The sequence below is a fragment of the Stenotrophomonas sp. 05L413 genome (genome assembly GCF_056397945.1).
Genome location: NZ_JBFTOL010000004.1, coordinates 357,373 through 378,629, shown reverse-complemented (window position 1 = coordinate 378,629; position 21,257 = coordinate 357,373). Strand labels below are relative to the sequence as shown.

Here is a 21,257-nt window from a genome sequence, read left to right as displayed (position 1 = left end):
GGTGGCCAGTCATTACCTAGGACCAACTCCAAGAGTCTCGATGGCGCCGGGCGCCTAAGTCAGAGCACCAGTGAGCATCCGAACCGAATCGATTAAACCGGATCGTGGATTAGAACCAACCACCTTCAATCGGCCCAATTTGCCGAAACAACTAGTTCTTTTTTCTCTTTAATATCAGCCGCTTGCGAACACAGAGCGCGCGCCTTACTGTAGGCCTACCTGACCCAAGCCCTACGCCTCCCATGGCCGCTATTTCGGCGCTACGACAAGACCTTCTCACACGCTACGGCGCTCTTCTTACCTCAGAAGAAGTCGCGCGCGTGCTCAGGTTTAAGAGCAAAGATGCGCTGATGAAGGCACGCAGAAGGGATGCGTTACCAATAGCACTCTTCAGCATTCCGGGTCGAAAGGGTCTCTTCGCCACCTCGGCTGACGTTGCGTCATGGGTGGAGAGTCTTGGCGCCAGTCATCCCGCAGCAGAGGAGACAGCGACCGAGGAGACCAAGCAATGACATAGCCACTGAAAAATCATTGGCTAAAAAAGGAAATGCCCCGGCAGCAACCGAGGCATTTCTGGGAACAGCACTTCTCGCGAAGCTGGTCCAACTTTAGCCCCCAACGCATCAGGCCGCAAGTCTCGTCTCCCACGGGCCTGCTTCACCGTGCCTGATCCCAAGAACCCTTACAGCTAGCTGCTGTGGGCGGGGGTGTTATGAAGTTCACTGAAGAAGACCGGAAGGCTTATGCAGCTAATCATCAGCTGACATCTGCCGCGGCCGAGTATGTCGAGAGATCGAGCATCGGAGTAGGCCGGAACATTGGTACCGCCCCGAATCGGCCATCTTTTCTCGTGGAGTTTCCGTCGTTCAAGATGGGCTGCACGATGAATCTGGAGAGTGGGCATGAATACGGTTACGCCGTAGAGCTAGAGCGCGACAAAGACGTCATAGCCTATTACGAGCAGCCTCCAAGGGTGGAGCTCCTGCGTGATACTCCGAAGGGGAAACGCCCGTATCCCTACACGCCTGACTTCATTGTGCTGGGCAAGACAGGGCTACTCATCGTACAGGTCAAGGAAAGCTCCAAGCTGGAAGAGTTGGTGGAGACCAGCCTTTCCTGGACGAAATGTGACAACAACTATGTTGACCTAGCCGCTCGAGACCTCTTCGCGTCGATCGGCATCCGCCATGTAGTTATTCCATCCAGCAGGATTTGCAAGCAATTTACCCAGAATCTTCTCACGCTCCGTATGGTCGAGTTGGCAGACGCAGATCCCGCAACAGAGCGGGCTGCCCTCGCCCATATTCTTCAGAGAAGAGTGGTGACGATGTCCGAGGTCTTGCAGAAGATGAACACTCAAGATTGCACATCACTATTGCAACTTGTTGCGGATGGAAGGATCTTTGCCGATCTTTCCAAACACTCGCTAAGCAGTCCCTCCACTTGTTTGCTCGCAGCGTCACCGGAGCTTCTGAGCACTGAGCTAATCGAGGAGATCGAGCGCTCAAGGCACGTAGTTCCTTCTAGCGAAGACACGGTGAGCAGAGACCTTGTACCAAGCAGCTCGCACCTAGTGACGGGACTCGCAAATCTGAACTTCCTTAAAGGCGAGATCCGCACACGAAGTGAGAAGGAGCACGCAAGACGGCTCCGACTTCGACGTGCAGATGGTGAGTCACAGGGAAAATCCGCAATTGCGGCGTTGACACCCCGTTACGCATCAAGCGGAAACAGGACGCTCAAGCGGCCAGCGTCAGTTCTCCTGTTTGCTCGCGAGGAACTCAAGCGTTGCCTAGAAGGCGATAGTAACCCTGGTCCACTTTCGGTGTACCGCCGCTATCAGGTTCACGCGGAACTTCACCATCCGGCTCACCGTCCCGTCGGAAAGACAACGGCTCGGAAGATCATTGCCGAGCTTGAACAGGAAACGGCTGAATCCAGAGGTGGCAAACGCCTAGCGAATTCAAAGTCATCGCCGTCCTCGGTAGAAGTGAGATCGCTGAAAGCCATGCGTCCCTTCGAGCTCGCTCAATGCGACCACTATCTAGCAGACATCGAAGTGGTAGTCGGGAGGGCCAACGGCAAGACTTACACCGCGCGTCCGTGGATCACGGTCCTCATCGACTGCTACACCCAGTGTGTCCTCGCATTCGGGATGTCACTACGAGCGCCCAATAAAGGCACTAGCTCACAAGTGCTGCGCGACTGTGCACGCAGGCACGGACGTCTTCCCGAAACAATCATCAGCGACAACGGATCAGACTTCACATCCGTTCACTACTCGACAATGGCGGCGCAGCTGAACATCACCATCATGTTTCGCCCACCTGGAAACGGAAGGTTCGGGGGTGAGGTCGAACGGTTCTTCGGCAAAGCGAAAACGTTCTGGCTGGACCTCCTTCCAGGAAGCATCAAGACGATTCGCTTCTCTCGCTCCATATCCTCACACCAACAACCGTCGGCCAAGGCAGAGCTTAGTTTGGTAGATCTTTGGCACGAGATGGAAGCATTCAGTCAGTGGGTCGGCAGGCGTCCATCAGGCGACAGCAGCGAATGCCCTGAGGCAAAGATGCTAAGTGGGCTACGACAATTTCCGTTTAGCGGGATAAAAGCTCAGGTCGACCTCACTTTCTTGGTAAAAACTGCATTGAAGCAGAAGCCCTTGAAGGTCTCGGGAAACACCGGAATCCATGCTGGCGACCTTCACATGTGGCACGACGCCCTCGCAGCTTTCGCGGGGAGAAGCGTGCCGACGCGAATCGATGGCCAGGATCCACGAATCCTCTATGCACTGCTCGACAATCAGTGGGTTGTTTGCAAAGCATACGCTGCGCTCCAAGCAGGGCAGCAATCACATGCCGAAGCGATGGCGTATGCGGTGTGGGCGAGAGATGGTTCATCACTGAGAGAGTTGATGAAGGCTGACTCCGATAGGCAGCTGATTGCCGAGATTGAAAGACGCGAGATGTCTCGTAAAGCACCCCATGCGAGAGAGCCCAACGAACCTCAACTGGCGACAGATCGTCCGACTAGCTGTCCCCCATCTCTTGGAAGCTTCAAGGCGATTAGCACTGAGCCAATGTCCGTCGAGGATTGGTAGTGGCTGAGCAAGAGAAATCTCTGGCGGAGCAGATTGACCTCGTCGTCGCCAAGCGTCTTGGACACAGAATCTACGATGAGACACGACGCTATCTGGAAGCAGCTCGGACCGCAGTGTTGACCGAGGAGGTGGTGATTCTTGTCGGACCGCCCAGGGTTGGCAAGTCTAGTGTTAGCCGACAAGTCTTTGGAGCCCACTCCAAGCAGGCCCCTGATGAGCAGGATCATATGCACTCTGTTTACGTCCCGGCTGGAAACGACTCAACAGCAGGGGCCTTCTCAACGAAGGCTTTCCTAAGCGCTTGCCTGAACTCGATCCGCCATCCGCTGTTGAGCACCGACGTCGCTGCACGTGAGGGTCGACTCGGCGACTCCTTTCTTAGCCGAACCACAGAGGGTGCGATGCGTTCGGCGTTCGAGAGATGCCTCGTGGCGAGGCGTACACAGTTCCTGGTCATAGACGAAGCCCACCATGTGATGAACGCGAAAGGTGGGGAGAGGTCCGCCGGTGCAATATTGGATTCATTCAAGGTGCTGGCCGCCAGGACAGGAGTTCGCCTTGTTCTCGTCGGTTCTTACGATCTTCTGACCGCGGTCAATTTGGCTCCTCATCTGATTGGCCGATCTCAAACCATCGAATTCCCCCGCTACCGGGAGTCAGAGATGGATATGGTCGAATGGTCAAGGATAGTGCGCCACTACTCGAGCCTCATCCATGAGGACGCGCATGCAATGGATGAGTACATCGAGGCACTTCATGACGGCTCATGGGGCTGCATAGGTGCGCTTTCACGATGGATTCGGAATGCCTTAGCTTCCTGCCGATCTGAAGGCCGCTCGATACCCGGACAGGGTGATTGGGCTCGGACCAGGCAACTTAGCTCAGCGCTTGCCGCGGTTAACGCCGAGATCCGGCGTGGAGAACTCCATTTTTCAGCAAAAAAGGACGTCACCATGCCCGAAGCAGGGCCGACGTTGGCAGTGCGAGCGAGCAAGAAGACAGCTCCATTCAAGAGGAAAACGCGCCGCAATGAAATCTGAGGACGAAACCACTCCACGCCTGCTTCCGTTGGAAATCATCGGGAAGAATACTGGCGATGTCGAGGCACTGCACTCATACGTGCTCCGGCTTGCACGTCTGCACAGTGTCACTCCCTCCTACCTCTTCGAGGTGATTGCAAGAAGGTCGGGCCGACACTCGGAGCTTCGACCTGGAGACAGGATAACGGCAGTAGTAGGCCCCCAGCTGGATCGACCACGGCCAGTCGAACACTCGGTCGTTCCGCTTCTCACAAAAATGGCATCGGAGTGCGAAATTGCTCTGAAGAACTCAACCTTCATGTTCCTATCCAAAGCGCTAAGTCGGACCGTGAATTGCTATTCCCGGTTCAGCAAATGGTGTCCTGGGTGCGTCGCGGATCAGTCTTTGGAGGGCGTCCCGGTTCACCATAAGCTTGTGTGGTCCTTCTCGGCCGTCAAGGCCTGCCACGTACACCGGATGGGACTCACTAATCGTTGCTTAGAGTGCGACGCAAGGCCGCTTGCAGGGCCCGCGTACGCTGATTCATGTCGTGCCTGCGGGACGCGCTTTGACCAGGTTCACCCTTCTACGCGCGTAGCAGTTGCCCATGAGGAGTATGCGCTGGATCTGGTCGAACTAGTCGATAGCTCCATGTTCCGGACTGGTGATTACCAAGTGGGAGCGATCAGAAGCTTCATCCATCGACTCGTCTGCTACGTCTGGCTTGAGAAAAGAGAGCGCTTCCGGTTCGAAGGACTGCCACGTCATGAGTTCATGACGTACCTACGTCGAGAGCAGCCGCCGACCCTCTCCATGGTCAGACGAACGTCAGCTCGCCTCGGACTCCCGATCGATAGCCTCCTACACCCATGGGGTCCTTACACGAGAGACTTCTTTCTCCCCGAGCATGCTCTTCCTTCCCTCTGATATAGCCGCATGCTCGACCTCGGTGAGTGACCTGGGGCTTTGTAGCCAGACATCTTCCCGTGCTCGCAGCAGTTTCCCGGAACTCACGCGACAGATAGCGCCCTCGCAATGCAGCCATGCGGCCCGCAACTTGTAGCAACACCAGCCGCAACGTTGCGTCTTTGAGACGACCAACGGTAGACTTTCAACTGAAGAAAACACATGATTTTCGTGCTAATAGCATCCCTTAGAGCAGTGTCAATGACTGCCTGATTCCGACATCGCGCCATATTTCCCACTACCCATTCAGGCGACCAGCTGATGAACAACCTGACGCTCTTTCAACAGATGAGCATCGTTGCCGGGGTGATCGTGCTCTTAGTTGTCTCGCTCACGGCGGCAGCGGTTTGGCTTGCTCATCGCCAGAACAACAGGGACTGATGCCTCTCTCCAGTCATCACAGGTGTAGCACCCGTCGCATAGCAGCCGCTCCCCCGCCACTCAGCCACGCGCTGACTTCTTCGTGCCGAGGACTGCTTTCGGCCAAAAGCGGACACGCAGTGAGGGTGTGACTGTCTACTGCATCCTGTCCAATTCACTATGGTGTGGTGTTGGCCGGTTAAGCCGCTAGACTTGTCACGTCTATGGAGGGGGGGCTATGGCTGGTTTAGTCGAAATCTTGGTTCTTATACTCCTTGGTGTGGTGCTGTTTCATGTCGTGGCGTCCAGGGAGCGGGTCATCCGAGAATTGCGCGATCAGGCAAATCAGCAGTGCAGGGATATCGCCGCGTTGCGACAGGTGATGGATGCAGTTGCGGATAGAGTGCTCCTCAGCCGCGAGCAACGTCGCGTCAAGTGGTTTGACGAACTGCCACCTCTCGCATTGGAAGACTTCAAATCACTCACTACGGGAGCCGAGCGCGAGCTGATCTTGGCGTGCGGTGGGGGCGATGACGCTGAAGTCCTAGGCTTGCACTACAGGCATGCCCACCTTGAATTTCGTTCGGATGGGGAAAAGGATGCGGTTGCCCACGGTTTCGCCCGCGCATGGGCGAAGACTGAGACCGACCGTCCTGTTAAGATTTATTTGAACCAGTACGCGCTGACTTCCAAGATTGTTGGATTGAATCAAGATGGCTTCGTTAAGATCGCGCCGTACCGTGCGCGGCTTCCCGAATGAGTACATTGTCCGTTGATGAAGAGCTGGCGCTATTGCTAGCCGAACTTGAGAGAGCGAACGGCGGAAGCGTCGATTTCGATTGGAGCGAGGAGTTCGACTTCCCGAGCTTTGTAACAACAACCAATGGTCAGCAGTGTCACTTCACTCGATCAGCGCTCGCAAGACTGCACAGGTTGGCGAAGTTGCTCCATAGAAGTAGAAGTCCGTCGGCCACACGAATTGAACTTCCAGAGTTCACTAAGCAATTGCGGCGCGTGACTGCAAATGCGTTCGCTGATGGTCTCTTGAGTCGCGACGACGAGCAGTCATTGCGCGCAAGCAAGCGAGTGCTGAAGAATATCTTAGACACGAGCATCGAAACTGCGGCAGGACGCGTTACGCACTATTTTCCAGCATGGACGACGGGTTTCGTAGCGAATAAATCTTTCTCACTTGGCCCGCTTATCATCACCGATATTCGAGGTTGGCTGAAGTTGGTGGAGATATACTCCGGCATTGACGATGAAGTCCTCGATCCGACTTGGAAGGACGCTCTCCTTGGTAGTGAGCCTCGGCCGAGCTCAAGTCGCACAAAAAATTTATTGCATGAAATCGAGGAGGCGCTCGGCACCTGTGACGCAGTGATCGTCGTCCCCGTGGTCGGCTTTGAGATGGAGTACTCCCGCAAGTTGGCCAGGATCGTCAGCAAGACCTGTCTCGACGCCGTTTCTCTGTTGCATCAAAGTATCGAGGTGTTCCAGCGTCAGAGTCTTTACGATGAACGTTTGAGTCCATTGGACAGTCGTACGCTGTTTGAGGTTGACGGATATCTGGACATCTCAGGCAAGATAAATCTGCGCCATAAAATGGGACCACGCCAACATTCGTTCGTGACAGAGGAGGTCAACAGCCATCGAAGGGCTATTGAAAAGGTAGTGGACGGTCTGTTGAGCGAACGCACTGCAACGCATCCAAAGTTGTCTGCACGATGGGCGACGGCACTCAACTGGTTTGCCGAGGGATGCAGAGAGCCTGACGATGCGGTAGCGCTGGCGAAGATTGGTACGGCTCTCGATGTCCTCTCGTACGTCGGCAAGAAGGAAGGCATCATTCAAATGGCATGCAATTTCACCAATGCCGAACGAGGCAGTGTCGTCACGTCCGGGGCGCTCAGCATGACTATGGAGAGTCTCATCAAGCGCGTTTACGAATATGGACGCTCTCAAGTGCTGCATGGCAACCATGTTGACCGCCTCAAGTCATTTGCAGACGATCGGCGTGTCGCTTCTCAGTTGGCTGGGCACGTGCTGCGTGAAGCCTTGATCCGCTTTGGGAAGTACGAAGGTGCAGACGCCGATGATGCATTTCGGGCGATGCCGTCGCGAGACTAATGATCTTTTTCTAGAAGTGAGTTGCGATTTCGCACATGCCTCTCGATGAAAGAAGCCATTCATCCCATTAAGAACTAGCTCCCAGTTTCGGGGTGTTTTTCAAGCTGCAGGCGCATCTGTTCAACAATGGTCTCGATGATGGCCTCATCGTTCAACTGGCTCTTAAAGTCCATTGCCTCAGTAGTGTCTAAGAAAGCTCCTGCCACCATCGCGAATCGTTCTGGATCCGCCTCGATTCGCCTTAGTAAGCGAATAAAACCCTCCCCTCGACGGAGGAAGTCCGCATTTAAGTACATGCATGCAGAGGCAGTTGCCTCGTTAATAGTATTGATTGGAGCGCTGAAAGAGCCATCCTTATAGTCTACGTACAACCCTGTGTTTTTTATTTCGTTCATTTCCTTGTGAAATTTGTCCTGGAATTTTTTGAACTCCGCGCGGGCGGCATCCCAGTCGCGACACTCGCGTGCAGATCGTTCTTCATCCGTTGGCTCTGCGTTGTACGCGTTTGCGTGGTTCTTTACTTTATGGTCGCGAAAGCTCCTGGTGAGCTGAGCCTCATTGAAGTCGTGCCCTGTGAGTATCGATACAACCGCGCCACCTAAAATGTCCACTTTAGAACACTCCTCCATCGAAATTTGGTGGAGTGTAGCGGCGCGGGCGAAGGCACCGCTTTTCCCAAGAGTCTGTGCCTCCGAGTACAGAGCGATTGCATTGGTGTGGATCAATCCAGCGCCCACGATCAAGCTCTGCATGCGCGACATCGTGTCCTTAGTAACGGTCATACTCTAATCTCTTAGGTTGGCAAGTCGCTTGGCGAATGAATAATACATGAGTGGCTTCCCGCGCAGGAAAGGAAAGTAAGCAGGTGTCCCAACAAAGCAAGAAGCTCTGGCGCGCATAAAGCTGTGCAATAAATCGCACGGGATGCAGTGCGCAGCGCCCTCTCGGAGTGCCTGCTTTCGGCCAGGAGCGGACGTTAAACGCCAGAATTAAGCCGCGCCGCGAAGCGGCGTCGGCTTGAACGCATTGCTAGGGCGCACCCGCCAGTCCCAGAAGCGTTTCCATCCACGTTTTTTCGGCGGCGCTCGGGTTGTACGCATAGGCGACTTGCTCGGCAGAGGGCGCCGGAACTTCTTCCCAATAGCGCGGTGTTGCAACCGTATTCAAGAACGCCAGCTCACATGTCACGTAGCACATCCACACTGCGCTAGTTATGAACTGCATGCTTAGATCCAAAGGCTCGTAGCCTTTTTCGTACGCACGTATCGGAGTGAATTGTTTGTGCAAGCTTCCAACGTGAGTGAACTCTTTGCTTAGTAGACCGCACATTCTCCCGAATGGCGGAAACACCTTCTTGGCACTGGCAATCGCTCGTGTGGACTCGAACGTATGCTCTCTATGCGCCTTTAAGTCGTCTTGGAACTGGATCAAGTGAAGCACAACCGCCAAAGACTCTATAGATGAACGGATGACTGGGCCCGGTTGTTGGACGAAGCCGCCCCGCAGGAGGTACACCACAGCGGCGATGGAGTTCATAGCGTTCGATAGAAGCTCGGCACATGCAACTCTCAGATCGTCTTCCTCTTGCGAAGCTTTGATCATCCCCGAGGTGAGCAGTCCGAAACAGTGGGCAAACTGCTTGCTAATTGCTCGCACGTTGTCGTGATGCAGGGCATCAGCTGTTCACCGGATCAAATATAACGGCACACGCGTCGGGATGGTGAGAAGTCATTTGTGTGCCCTAACACCTTGAATTAAGCCGCGCCGCAAAGCGGCGTCGGCTTGAATGAATTGTTAAACGACATTACGGAGTCCACTCCCATGTGCCGCTACCGGCTCCGTCAAAGTATGTGATGCAAATATAATCGTCAGCGTTAGGCTTTGTATTTTGGGCAACCAGGTTATCCAGAAGCTGTTCGGAAAACTGACTGGCATCAGCCCCTTGGGGTGTAGGTGAATTTACAAGCTTAATCTTCCAAACGGAGCCACCTGAGTCAATTCTTGTTGCTGTTGCGTTATGGCTAGCGAGAAAAGGCGAGCCATTTCCCCTCAATCCCTCCATGTAGCGCTCCAGCGCTTGCCAAGGGTTTTGCGAGCGGTAACCGGGTTGACCGGCTGTTGCCGTTCCTGAGAGTCCCCAGTTCGCGATGACAAATGCATGCAGGTGATTTTTGGTCTTTGGCATGGAAACTCCTGTCGTCTAACTACCTAATCGACGGACCCGTGGGTCCGGTTATACAACTTACCCACTAAGCACCGTATGGCGGGCTTTCTCCTTTATCCAGCTCGATCTTAGGGTGGCGGGGTCCGGCTAACAAGCCAGCGTATAACCGGACCGAGCACAGTGCTCAGTCACCACCGCAAAGCGGTTCTGGTAGAACTGCAGATGTCCGCTTTGAGTCGAAAGAGAACTTTAGCACTGCAGGCACGCCGCGTCCGACCAAGAGTCCGCTTCCGGCCAGGAGTGGACGCTCATACTCGCTCCTCGACAATCAAGAAACCAAGCCCCTCGAGCTCTTCGCGGGCAAGAGCAGCAACTCGACAGGATGCCTCTGGGAACCCTCCGGTCGAATCGGTTGACCCAGGGCCTTCTGAGTCACCCGGAAGAATCAATGACACTACTCCCGCAAGGCCTGGCCGCCACCTGAGATTGGCTTGGAAGGTAATCTATCGATTGGCTTGCAGCCGTGGGGCTCCGCCGTGTTTCGCCTACGGATTACCCCGTTACCCAGTTCCGATGGTTCTCCACATAACTTCGGTCGCTACCAGCCCAGCAGGCCGGGCCAGAGCGCTGTCCACGGACACTTTGGACGCAGCGCTCCGCAGGCCGGAGGAACGCTTCTCAAGAGACGTCAGAGTAACTGCGGCGGCCCTCGGCGCGCTGCCGCAGGGGTGCGGAGAAGAGGGGGCCGAAGAGCGCAGCTGTGGCCGTGACACGAGCGCGCGCGCCAGGTCCTGCCCCTTGACTGGTCGCCAGCAGTAGCGGTCTCATGCAGACAGACGAACGGAGACGCGCGGAATGGCCGCAGTGAGCACGGAGTGGGTAGAGGGTCTGGTCCAAGACCGCGCGCAGGAGTCAACGCACCTGGACTTCAAACGTGAGCCGCCCTCAAAAAAAGAGGACGGCCGCAGGGAGCTACTGAAAGACGTCTGCGCCCTTGCCAACACAGAGGGCGGCCGAATCGTCTACGGGGTAGATGAGGACGATGAGGCATGCGCTTCTCGGATCGCCCCTATAACAGGTGAAGAAAGCGACGCGGCGCAACGGCGGCTTGACCAAGCCATCGCGGATGGGATTCATCCGAGGCTAGTCGGGCATTCAGTCACCGCTCTACCAGTGGATGGCGGGTACATACTGGTCATAGATGTGCCACCTCAGTACGGCGGACCATTCCAGTCGTTCTTCAATAACCAACGCCGGTTCACCTATCGTCAAGGGACTATGAACATCGAGATGGACTACAACCAGCTCCGCTCGGCGTTTCAGTTGAGAGGAAGGGCTTTGCAAGAAGCCACAAGATGGCGGCGCGCCCGGTTAGCTCATATCAATGAAGCCATCCACAGGAAGCTGATGGTGGAAAAGGCATGGCTGATCGTTCACATCATTCCATTCAGCACGCTGTTCGACGGCGACTTGATAGATCTCCATGCGGTTGCGGCAGCTAACCGAAGCGTCATGCATGACCACGCTGACAGTCGCACGTTCACTGCTGAGGGTCTGCTCTATCAAGATGCCCAACCCGGAGAGCGCCCGCTTGAGTTCGTTCGATTCTTCCGCTCAGGGATGGTTGAGTTCGGCTGGATCGGTAACAAGCACAATTCCGTCGGTGATCTGCTGATCATGGGGTTCACGGCCGCCTCAACCATCCGTGATCTTGTATCTCGTTGCGCGGATATTTTGGTCGGCGCTGGCGTAGTGGGGCCTGCATACGTTTCGCTGTCTGGCTTGTTGATCGAGAGCCACCGTCTTTACTACCACGGACCTGACTTCGGCCAGCAGACACGGGAACCGTGGGAATCTGAAATGGAGCCGCCCATGCTGGAGGTGAGCAGCCTGTCAGAGCTGGCTTCAGCTCCAGACACCTGGTGCCGACCTCTATCGGACATGCTTTTTCAAACGTTTGGGCTGGAACGCTGCGTGTACTACGGACGTGACGGCGCATGGAAGCCACCGCGCCGCTAGTCGCTCGGCGCATATAGAGGCTATAGATCAGGGAGCGAACGGCCTGCCGTTGGTCACGCCGAGGTAGTGACTCGTTATCTCGATACCCGTCCAGCAGTAGCCTTCCATACCTGCGGCTACCAGTGTGGTTCCAGAACTCACAAACGGGTCGAGGATCCGCCCGCCTTCCTCGCATATTCGCACCAGCTGGCGCATGAGATCGGCGGGTTTACCGGTCATCTGGTTTTTGTCCGCTCTGCGTACCGCCTCTCGGATGACACTAGGCAGCACCGGAGCCCGCCCGCCCAGAGGCGTGTTCCCCTTATCGCCCCAAACCAAGTACTCGGCCTAGCTGCGGAAGCGCCGCGGTTGAGTGCGCACTCCCTAGGCCTTGCCCCACACCGCCACTCCCCGCCAGTTAAACCCGGCACACTGCAGCGCGTCTGTGATCAGCTGCAGCTGCCGCCAATCGGTGAACAGCAACACGGCACGCCGTCCTTTAGGACGCGGTCGCATTCGGCCAGAAGCAGTTACACAAATACCAAAGCGGAGCCAAACCCCGACGGCTACACTTTCGTCGACTGTCGCCGCCTCAGGCGTATCGGAGCAGATCGAGTTGTTCTCTTGGTGCGGTGAGCAGACTGCAGAGTGCACGGAGCGGTCATCGTACGCGTTAGATGAGGACGACTTCATCCTCACTGAACCACTGTTTGCGGATGACCTCATCCCGGACGGCCTCGGGATTCTGGGCATAGACCATGAGGGCCAGACTGTGCTGAGCCCGGCTGCAGGTTACATACAAAAGGCGGCGTGTTTGGGCGCGCTGGGAATCACTCCCTACGGCTTCCTTCTCCGCGTCTCTATCCGTAGCCTTGACGCCGAGGACTTTGTCGTAGCTGAAGGTAAACCCGTTCGCCTCATCGTCACTGATGACGACTAGAACGCGCGGAAACTCGAGCCCTTTCACCCCCTGGTGTGTATCGAATGCAGATAGCCCCCTCGCATAGAGGGCCATGGCACGAACCTGGGAAAATGGCGCTCGCAGCACCCGGTGCCAAGCAAGCAACTCTTGCACCGCGCGGTCACCTTGGGGCGCGGTCTCGTCAAGTTCCTGAGAGTTAAGGGCATCGAGCAGTGCATTCGGAATGGCTAGAAGGCCGCTATCTCGCAGTCCGCTGATGACCTCCCGCAGTGGAGGATCATGATCGAGCAGCTGCTCGGTCAAGCGGCGCGCACCATCGCCTGCATCTCGGACAGCAGCCAACTGGTCGTCACGTCCCGCAAGCGCCTTAACGTTAAAGAGCGGGGAGCGTGTCCGGATACTGTCGACCAGTGCGAACTCATCGCCTGAGAGGCCGGCTTCCACGATGGGCAGCACGTCATCCACAAGGAAATTGACAGGCCCCAGCACACCATCCAAGAGCGGCGCCCTAAGTGTTTCGGTCTCATACAACGGACCGAAGACCTCGTCAAATCCGAGCCGCCGTGACGCCATGCGATGTTCAAGGACGAGTGTCTTTCGCTGCTCCGGCCCGAGCCCCCAACTAGCATCACCGGTGATATCAGCCATACCGCGCGCTATATCCTCCTCAAGCTCCAGCGAATTGGCTGCACCAAGTCCAGTGACGAACAGCCTCGCGAATCCCCCGGGCTTGTCTACGCGGGGACGTTGCCGCTGCCCATCGACCTCCGCGCGGATGTTGTTAACAAGACAGACAATGCGCTCTGAAGACCGGTGATTCATCACTTTTGCAGGTCTCGCCCAGTCGCCGGGTATTGCGCCATCTAGACTAGGCATACCATGGGTGTAGATTCGCTGCATAGTGTCGCCGAGAAGTCCGAGGACGAATCGATCGCCTGCGTACGCTTGGATCGAGAGAAGCGCCTCCATCACCTCCTCGTGCGTGTCCTGACTCTCGTCAATGAGGATCACTGGATACAGATCGATGAGGACCTCGCGCAACGGGTCTTTCCGCAGGAAATTTCCGGCCATGTCGATGACTTCCTGATGAGCCAGGGATCCCTGCATGCGCTCCGTTCCCGATGGGCTGTAGTTGAATGACTGCATCGCATCGAGCGCTTCGAGACGCTTTCCTTTACGTTCGTATTCGGCTTTGTTCTTGAGATATGTCTTGTTCACCCCACGCGCACGCCCCATCGTAACCGCCAGTTTTTCCATCGAGTCTTTGATCGAGACCTTCAGCCATGCTCTGATCTCATCGTCGAAGCCCTGAATGAGGCGCCACGCAAAGCTGTGAATTGTGGAGACGTCGATGAGTGCATCAAACTCAATTCTCCGAAGAATCTCGTCACGTGCAGCATTTGTGTAGGTAATGACCGCGATGCGCTGCCCCTTGTACACCAATCGCTCTCGTTCGCGAACCCGTAGCTTGCCAAGTGCATCAACGAGGGAGCGCGTCTTGCCGGAGCCGGCGCCGGCGTACATGAAGAAGCTCTGCGGGGCGTCCAAGTGCAAACAATGGTCAATGACCTCATCGACCCATTTGTCGGCCAAGGTATCGGGCAGCTCATTCATTCTTATCCTCCTCTGCCGGGACAGACACCAGAAGCATTTCGTGCTTTTTCTTGATCACTCGCTCTTGTAGCCACGAGAGACCCTCTTCCATGTAGTGCGGAGGAGTTAGAGCCTTAAAATCTGTTTCGTAAAGAACGGTAAGCGCAAACCCAGCCTTGTCGCCATCACCGATGGCCTCAAATAGCCCAGCAGCGAGGGCTTTCACGCTCTCTGCCTTTGCAACAACCCGAGTCACCGCGCCGAACATTCCTTTGCCCTTTGCGACTGAGAAAAGGGCAAAGTTGGCAAGGACAAGTGCGTCTTCGAACGTTCCGGGCAGCACCTCTTCCGGCGGGTTATCGGCGGGGACTGCAACGGAGATCGGGGTCTGATAGGCCATGCGAATGGAGTAGAGGTCGTCGCAAATGATGACCTTATCGGTCGGAGCCAGATCAAGCAGACCGTCAATTTCACGCGTCTTGCTGTTGGACTTCAGCCAGATTCCAAGTGTCGGGTTTCCCGTGACCTGCCCTGCGTTTCGCATGACCGGCTCAGACTTCTTACCGCCAAGCGCGTCGATGTCGGTAATTACAAGGCACGGAATTCCCAGAGCGTCGAGCAATGGTCGCAAGCGGTGGGCATGACTACCACCAACCTCGAGCAAAGTTACATACGCCTGGTGAAGCTGCGGGAATCGATTGCGAATGAAGTGCGGAAGAAGTATTCGCTCGGCGGCACCTTCGACGAGTATCAAGGCGTCCGCAAAGAACACGTCCGCATGCTGTGAGCGCAGATAGCGGGTAACAAATCGTTTCGTGCTGCTGTCATCCCCGAAGACATCCTCGAGGTTCGACACAGTCGAAACCGGCACCTGCTTTCCATTCATTCCTGCCGGAAGGCGCCTGAAGTATCGCAGAGATGCGTACGGAAGTTCGTGGGTGATATGGCTCGAGTGAGAGCTGACAAGAAGCTGCGTTGAGAGGGCCGGGAACTTCTCCAACAATGGATCATTGGCAAGCACCTGATAGGCATGGCGCACGAACACCTGTTGAACCTGGGCATGGAGGTGGGCTTCTGGCTCCTCAATCATCACCAAATGGATTGGCTCAACGACCAAATCATCGGATGCCATCGCTGCCTTGCTCTTTCGAAGCCAAGCATCCCTGAAGCTCATCAAGCGAAAGATCATTGAGATGAGGTTTTGGTATCCCAGTCCGTTCGAGGTCTCCGGAAGTCGAAGCGGTGGCGCGCCGGCTACCCCACCAACGGAGTTAAGTTCAAAAAGAACGGCCGACTCGTGGCTGATTCCGTCCGCAGGGCTCAGCTGTGCCGTCACATGTATCGTTGGGTCGTTGCCATTCGGATATCCCAGCGATTCGACTTCCTGGAACGCTGGCTTGAAGCTGGCGGCGAGCCTTAAATCGAACGCGTCTCGGGCCGCATCCATCGCCCGAAGGGCCTCGATGTCTGAAGGGCCTGGCGATTGTTCCGGGTCAAGATGCCGCTTGTAGTACGCTCGAAGCTGCTCGGAAAGCCGACGTCCTGATCGCCCCGCCGAGGCAGAATCCTCGCTTTCGTCCAGCTCGCCGAATCCGCGCTGGGCGTTGATCTCGTGAACGCGGATCACACCGGAAAGTGGGTTGGCCTGCATTGGGACGTTCGATGGCCTGATCTGCTGAGGCAGCGCTTCCCGTGTCATTTTGTCCGGCTTAACGAGCTTGGCCGGGTCGAGGCGGTACCAACGCATTTCGAAGTGAGCACCAAGCCTCCTGGTGAGGAAATCGGTCAGGCTCTTCGGCCAAAGCGTCAACGTGGGCTTGTTAGCATCTTTAGCCGCCTCCACTTCCAAGGCATGAACACGCTCGCGTTCCGATCGGAAATCATTGTAGAGCGCAACGATGTCCTTCGGCTCGAGCCTGAACCGTACGCCGACAAGCCCACTACGCCAGCGGAAGGACGGAATGAGGTCCTTAACGAAGTGGAGTTCACCGTTTTCTGCAGACAGCCATAGGTCAAGCATCGGGACCATAGCCATCCACGGATCAAGCACGGGTGGCTGACTCCCCGCGGGCGCGGCCTCCCATTCCTGTCCCATCGCATCAATTGTGGGGAAGTGGCAAATAGTGAAATCGAGCAGCCTGAATGCGCTCTTATGCGAGACAAGGAAGCGGCGCAGAGCAAGCATCGCAGAGGACTTTCCGCTGTTGTTGGCTCCAACAAGCAAGGTCGTGTGGTCCGTGAGGTCGATGCGAACCGCTTGGAGCTTGCGGAAATTGGCAATTTCAATGTGTCGAATCTTCATCACGTCTTCCCTGATCTAATTGGATCCGTAGGCACATTCTTGCCCATGAGTCTGACCATGACGCAAGGTCTGCCTAACTCCTGAGCCGAGTCGCCCAAGGCGGCGGACAGTACGCAGCCTGCTGGGACCGCCGTTGGCCATTAGCAGCCCTATCTCCACTAACTATGGTGAGCGCGCGTCATAGTTGGTGGGAATTCCCACCAACTATGCTGAGCCGCACAGCTGCGGACACCGTGCAACCGCAACGGTCCCGCACAACTTTCAAACATCCGCTTGAAACGCGCGTAACTTCGTCGAACTGGACACGATCCACCAGTTCCGCCAGACTCCGCCCTTTCCTGTTGTTCGGCACCCATGGCGAAACTGCTGGTCCTGCATGGCCCTAACCTCAATCTGCTCGGCACGCGCGAGCCGGGGGTCTATGGGCACACCACGCTGGCGCAGATCGACCAGGCCCTGCTGGCCCAGGCGCAGGCCGCCGGCCATGCCGTGGAGAGCCTGCAGTCCAACGCCGAGCACGTGCTGGTGGATCGGGTGCAGGCCGCCCGCGATGACGGCACCGCCTTCATCCTGATCAACCCGGCCGCGTTCACCCATACCTCGGTCGCCCTGCGCGATGCGCTGGCCGCGGTGGACGTGCCGTTCATCGAGATCCACCTGTCCAACCCGCATACGCGCGAGCCCTTCCGCCAGCACAGCTATTTCAGCGACAAGGCGGTAGGGGTGATCTGTGGGTTCGGGGCGGACAGCTATCGCTACGCGATGGATGCGGCGCTGACCCGGTTGGCGGCTGCTTCGGCGTGATGACGCTGCCGCGTGTCCTGGCCAGCGTCGCGCTGTGGGGCTGCCTGTGTGGCGGCGCCAATGCCGCGGATCGCAGCGCGGAAGGCATCGACTGTGCGCGGCCCAGCGGCACCATGGAATCGGATCTGTGCGCCTCGGATGTGGCCAGCGCCGCCGATACCGAATTGAACGCGGTGTACGCCCAGGCGCGGCAGCAGTTGCGCAGCCAGGCGGCCGAAGGCGCCTGCACGCACTGCGCCGATGCGGAAAAGCAGCTGATCCTGGCCCAGCGCGCGTGGATGCAGCTGCGCGACCACGATTGCGACGCGGTCTACGCCTTCAACGCCGATGGCACCTCGCGCAATGGCGCGCAGATGCACTGCCTGACCACCCTCGCGCGCGACCGTACGCGGCAGCTGCGCGATTTCTACGAATTGCTTTGACCCGAGCGCACCGCGCTTCCCACCACACTGACACCACGAGCCAAAGAGGCCCCTATGGATCTCCGCAAAATCAAGAAACTGATCGACCTGCTGGAAGAGTCGAACCTCGCCGAAATCGAAATCAAGGAAGGCGAAGAGTCCGTGCGTCTGTCGCGCGCGCCCGTCTCCGGCTACGGCATGGTGCAGGCCCAGCCGCAGATGATGATGGCCCCGGCACCGGCCCAGGCTGCCGCACCGGCGATGCCGATGCAGTCGCCGACCGAAGCCTCCACCGGTGGCACCGCCAAGGCCGGCAACGCCCTGCCCGATGGCCACGTGCTGCGCGCGCCGATGGTCGGTACCTTCTATTCGTCGTCTTCGCCGGACAAGCCGGCCTTCGTGTCGGTCGGCCAGGCGGTCAAGGCCGGTGAAACGCTGGCGATCATCGAAGCGATGAAGATGTTCAACCCGATCGAAGCCGATGTTTCCGGCACCATCGTCGCCATCCTGGGCGAAAACGGCCAGCCGGTCGAATTCGACCAGCCGCTGTTCGTGATCGGCTAAGGATTAGTCCATGCTCGACAAAGTCGTTATTGCCAACCGAGGGGAGATCGCGCTGCGCATCCTGCGCGCGTGCCATACCCTGGGCATCCGCACGGTGGCTGTGCATTCCACGGTCGACCGCAACCTCAAGCACGTGGCCATGGCCGACGAGTCGGTCTGCATCGGTCCGGCACCGTCCTCGGAGAGCTATCTCAACATCCCGGCCCTGATCGCCGCGGCGGAAGTCACCGACGCCCAGGCCATCCACCCGGGCTACGGTTTCCTGTCGGAAAACGCCGACTTCGCCGAGCGCGTGGAAGAATCCGGTTTCATCTTCATCGGCCCCAAGGCCGACACCATCCGCCTGATGGGCGACAAGGTGGAAGCGATCCGCGCGATGAAGGCAGCCGGCGTGCCGTGCGTGCCCGGCTCGGGCGGCCCGCTGACCGACGACATCGTGGCCAATACCAAGATCGCCCGTGAGATCGGCTACCCGGTCATCATCAAGGCCTCCGGTGGCGGTGGCGGCCGTGGCATGCGCGTGGTGCATGCCGAAGCCTCGTTGAAGGCGGCGATCGAGACCACCAAGTCCGAAGCCAAGGCCGCTTTCAGCAACGATCAGGTCTACATGGAGAAGTTCCTGGAGAATCCGCGTCACGTGGAAATCCAGGTGCTTGCCGATGGCCAGGGCAACGCCATCCACCTCGGTGAACGCGACTGCTCCATGCAGCGCCGCCACCAGAAAGTGGTGGAAGAAGCGCCCGCACCGGGCATCACCGCCGAGCTGCGCGAAGAGATCGGCAAGGTCTGCGTGGAAGCCTGCATCCGCATCGGCTACCGCGGCGCGGGTACCTTCGAGTTCCTGTTCGAAGACGGCCGCTTCTACTTCATCGAAATGAACACCCGCGTGCAGGTGGAACATCCGGTGACGGAGATGGTGACCGGCATCGACCTGGTCTGCGAGCAGCTGCGCATCGCCGCCGGCCAGAAGCTGACCATCAAGCAGAGCGACGTGGTGCTGACCGGCCACGCGATCGAGTGCCGCATCAACGCCGAAGACGCTGAAACCTTCGTGCCGAGCCCGGGCCAGATCACCGCGTTCCATCCGCCGGGTGGCCCCGGTGTGCGTGTGGATACCCACATCTACAGTGGTTACCGCGTGCCGCCGAACTATGACTCGATGATCGGCAAGCTGATCGTGCACGGCCCGGATCGCGAGACCGCGATCGCGCGCATGCGCGTGGCGCTGAGCGAACTGGTCGTGGACGGCATCAAGACCAACGTCGCGCTGCAGCAGCGCATCATGCGCGACAAGGGCTTCCAGGCCGGTGGACAGAACATCCACTACCTGGAAAAGCGCCTGGCCGAACGCAAGAACAAGTCGATCGCGTTGACCTGATCGGTTTTTCCACGCGGCATGCAGGACAGCAGAAAGGCGGGGATCTCCCCGCCTTTTTGTTTGCGCGAACCGCGCTGCCAGAGGACACAAACGCGGTAGGGCCAACCCGTGGTCGGCGTACGCGTGACATGCCGCCTGATACCGCCGCCACGCATGGCGTGGCGCTACAGGCGCGCGCTTACGGCTTGGCGGTATCAGCCGCGGTGACCTGCGAATGCTTCACCGGCTCCACGCCCAGCGACGAGGTGGGGTCCACGATCACCATCGTCTCGGTGGACCCATCCGGCCACACCACCTGGAAGGTACTGCCGCTGGGCAGCGAAGCGAACGGCATGCCACTCTGCGCGCGATACACCGCAGCGACCTGACTGGCGCCGGCACGACGCACTTCGGCATCGGCCTTGACCGAGGTCAACTGCACTTTGGACAGGCTTCGGTAACGATCGTCATAGGTGTCGATCATCACCAGACCCACCGCCCCGGCCGAGTACGCAACAAACAACGCCACCCAGAACCAGAATTTGGCACCGTGCAGGATTCGACGGTAATTCATCGCCCATTCCTCTGCTTGACCAGCTCTTCGACCAACACGTTCATTTTCCCCGCACCTTGCCGCGATACCGCGGCGTCATACACGAAAGTGGCAAAGTCCTGCCCACCGTCCTGCGAACAGATCCCTCCGTTCGCGCAGAAATTGTTCATCAGCACACTATCCGACCCGCACGCCATGCCCAGTTCGCAGGCCGCCAGCCGCCAGGCCAGTTCGCTGAACTGATCGCCGGCCACCATGCCGCTCATCGCACTGTCGCCACTGGCACGCTGCCCCATGCCCGGCGCCAGTGCCATGAAGGCCTCCGGATCACGCGACTCCATCACCCGCTCGACCAGCCCGCGGCGGTAGTCCGGTGCGGTTTCCAGTGGATGGCCTTCGGCGAACAGCGATGCCTCGGCCGCCAGGTTACCGGCCTTGGCGGCCTGCAGACGCTGACGCATGATCAGGGACCGGCCCAGATTGTCGCTGCTGACGAAGCCGGCGCAACGGCGCGAAACACGCTGGCGCGCGGTCACCATCGATACAGACGCTTTCATGCCCAGCCCGGTCAACACGTCGTTGTCGAGTTGGTAGCCCCCCGGATCCATGGCGTACGTGGCGCAGTAATCGTACACACGGCTGACCATCCACCCGGCCTCGGCATTGCCGTTGGCGGCCTGCAGCTGCAGGCGCTGCGCATAGGCAAACAGATCGGTATCGCCTTCGATATCGGCGCGCAGGTCCAGCGGCAGGCCAGAGGCCACGGCCGTGCCACGTTCGCTGCCAAGCAGGCGCCGGGCGAGCTGCCGCGCTTCGGCCGGCACCGCGGTGGGCCCGCTGCCGGCCTGCGGCTCATCCAGATGCGACGCGGCCTGATCGGTATGCAGTACCCGATCGCCCGCGCGGTAGCCCACCACCCCGAGCAACGCCAGGGCTGGCACGACCAGCAACCAGGTTTTGAGGGTGGGCACGAGCGCCATGGGCAGGACGTCAGAGGCTGTCAGCGATAGACAGCAGAAATGC

General features: G+C 57.9%; 17 protein-coding genes and 1 pseudogene. 10 read left to right on the top strand and 8 right to left on the bottom strand.

The annotated features are described in order from the left end of the window. The first annotated feature begins 712 nt into the window (after positions 1-712). From AC1DIQ_RS10900 to AC1DIQ_RS10880, 5 genes are all read left to right on the top strand, one after another. Positions 713-3,100, top strand: a complete 2,388-nt coding sequence (locus AC1DIQ_RS10900) for a DDE-type integrase/transposase/recombinase (protein ID WP_478050019.1) — start codon at positions 713-715, stop codon at positions 3,098-3,100. Then, positions 3,100-4,140 carry an ATP-binding protein gene (locus AC1DIQ_RS10895; protein ID WP_478050018.1) on the top strand — a complete coding sequence of 347 codons (1,041 nt, stop codon included), beginning with the start codon at positions 3,100-3,102 and terminating at the stop codon, positions 4,138-4,140. The genes AC1DIQ_RS10900 and AC1DIQ_RS10895 overlap by 1 nt, the downstream gene beginning before the upstream one ends. Beyond that, positions 4,130-5,047, top strand: a complete 918-nt coding sequence (locus AC1DIQ_RS10890) for a TniQ family protein (protein WP_478050017.1) — start codon at positions 4,130-4,132, stop codon at positions 5,045-5,047. Before AC1DIQ_RS10895 ends, AC1DIQ_RS10890 begins: the two co-directional genes overlap by 11 nt. A 637-nt stretch (positions 5,048-5,684) precedes the next feature. Then, on the top strand, positions 5,685-6,206 hold the full coding sequence (locus AC1DIQ_RS10885; protein WP_478050016.1) for a hypothetical protein: 522 nt from the start codon (positions 5,685-5,687) through the stop codon (positions 6,204-6,206). After that, on the top strand, positions 6,203-7,576 hold the full coding sequence (locus AC1DIQ_RS10880) for a hypothetical protein (RefSeq protein WP_478050015.1): 1,374 nt from the start codon (positions 6,203-6,205) through the stop codon (positions 7,574-7,576). Before AC1DIQ_RS10885 ends, AC1DIQ_RS10880 begins: the two co-directional genes overlap by 4 nt. Positions 7,577-7,650: 74 nt before the next feature. Here AC1DIQ_RS10880 and AC1DIQ_RS10875 read toward each other — a convergent pair whose 3' ends face one another. From AC1DIQ_RS10875 to AC1DIQ_RS10865, 3 genes are all read right to left on the bottom strand, one after another. Continuing rightward, positions 7,651-8,328: an AbiV family abortive infection protein gene (locus AC1DIQ_RS10875; protein WP_478050014.1), complete on the bottom strand. Its 678-nt coding sequence runs from the start codon at positions 8,326-8,328 to the stop codon at positions 7,651-7,653. Between the two features lie 277 nt (positions 8,329-8,605). After that, positions 8,606-9,112, bottom strand: coding sequence for a hypothetical protein (locus AC1DIQ_RS10870; RefSeq protein WP_478050013.1), 507 nt, complete (start codon positions 9,110-9,112; stop codon positions 8,606-8,608). Positions 9,113-9,380: 268 nt separating this feature from the next. Continuing rightward, a complete protein-coding gene (locus tag AC1DIQ_RS10865; RefSeq protein WP_478050012.1) occupies positions 9,381-9,761 on the bottom strand; it encodes a hypothetical protein in 381 nt (126 codons plus the stop codon). Between the two features lie 834 nt (positions 9,762-10,595). Between AC1DIQ_RS10865 and AC1DIQ_RS10860 the strand changes: the two genes are divergently transcribed. Beyond that, on the top strand, positions 10,596-11,759 hold the full coding sequence (locus AC1DIQ_RS10860; protein ID WP_478050011.1) for an AlbA family DNA-binding domain-containing protein: 1,164 nt from the start codon (positions 10,596-10,598) through the stop codon (positions 11,757-11,759). 27 nt (positions 11,760-11,786) lie between these two features. On the opposite strand, the pseudogene AC1DIQ_RS10855 reads toward AC1DIQ_RS10860, so the two are convergent. The 3 genes and pseudogenes from AC1DIQ_RS10855 to AC1DIQ_RS10845 all read right to left on the bottom strand — a co-directional run. Continuing rightward, a pseudogene (locus AC1DIQ_RS10855) lies at positions 11,787-12,268 on the bottom strand (DNA methyltransferase); the annotation flags it as partial. A 143-nt stretch (positions 12,269-12,411) separates the two neighbouring features. After that, positions 12,412-14,274 carry a UvrD-helicase domain-containing protein gene (locus AC1DIQ_RS10850; RefSeq protein WP_478050010.1) on the bottom strand — a complete coding sequence of 621 codons (1,863 nt, stop codon included), beginning with the start codon at positions 14,272-14,274 and terminating at the stop codon, positions 12,412-12,414. Next, positions 14,267-16,555, bottom strand: coding sequence for an AAA family ATPase (locus AC1DIQ_RS10845; RefSeq protein ID WP_478050009.1), 2,289 nt, complete (start codon positions 16,553-16,555; stop codon positions 14,267-14,269). Before AC1DIQ_RS10845 ends, AC1DIQ_RS10850 begins: the two co-directional genes overlap by 8 nt. A 354-nt stretch (positions 16,556-16,909) precedes the next feature. On the opposite strand from AC1DIQ_RS10845, the gene aroQ reads away from it, so the two are divergent. Genes aroQ through accC form a run of 4 tightly spaced genes read left to right on the top strand, consistent with a single transcriptional unit; the run spans position 16,910 to position 19,702 of the window. After that, entirely contained in the window at positions 16,910-17,359 is a 450-nt protein-coding gene (aroQ, locus tag AC1DIQ_RS10840; RefSeq protein ID WP_152150983.1) for a type II 3-dehydroquinate dehydratase, read from the top strand. Beyond that, positions 17,359-17,781: a lysozyme inhibitor LprI family protein gene (locus AC1DIQ_RS10835; protein ID WP_478050008.1), complete on the top strand. Its 423-nt coding sequence runs from the start codon at positions 17,359-17,361 to the stop codon at positions 17,779-17,781. Before aroQ ends, AC1DIQ_RS10835 begins: the two co-directional genes overlap by 1 nt. Before the next feature lie 54 nt (positions 17,782-17,835). Then, positions 17,836-18,324: an acetyl-CoA carboxylase biotin carboxyl carrier protein gene (gene accB, locus AC1DIQ_RS10830; protein ID WP_121040377.1), complete on the top strand. Its 489-nt coding sequence runs from the start codon at positions 17,836-17,838 to the stop codon at positions 18,322-18,324. Positions 18,325-18,334: 10 nt separating this feature from the next. Then, positions 18,335-19,702 (top strand): acetyl-CoA carboxylase biotin carboxylase subunit, encoded by a 1,368-nt coding sequence (accC, locus tag AC1DIQ_RS10825; protein ID WP_121040379.1) that lies wholly within the window; start codon positions 18,335-18,337, stop codon positions 19,700-19,702. Between the two features lie 178 nt (positions 19,703-19,880). On the opposite strand, the gene AC1DIQ_RS10820 is transcribed toward accC, so the two are convergent. Further along, positions 19,881-20,255, bottom strand: a complete 375-nt coding sequence (locus tag AC1DIQ_RS10820; protein WP_121040381.1) for a hypothetical protein — start codon at positions 20,253-20,255, stop codon at positions 19,881-19,883. After that, the gene (locus AC1DIQ_RS10815) at positions 20,252-21,214 is read right to left on the bottom strand and encodes a hypothetical protein (RefSeq protein ID WP_121040383.1); all 963 of its coding nucleotides are present in this window, start codon (positions 21,212-21,214) and stop codon (positions 20,252-20,254) included. Before AC1DIQ_RS10815 ends, AC1DIQ_RS10820 begins: the two co-directional genes overlap by 4 nt. Positions 21,215-21,257 lie beyond the last annotated feature (43 nt).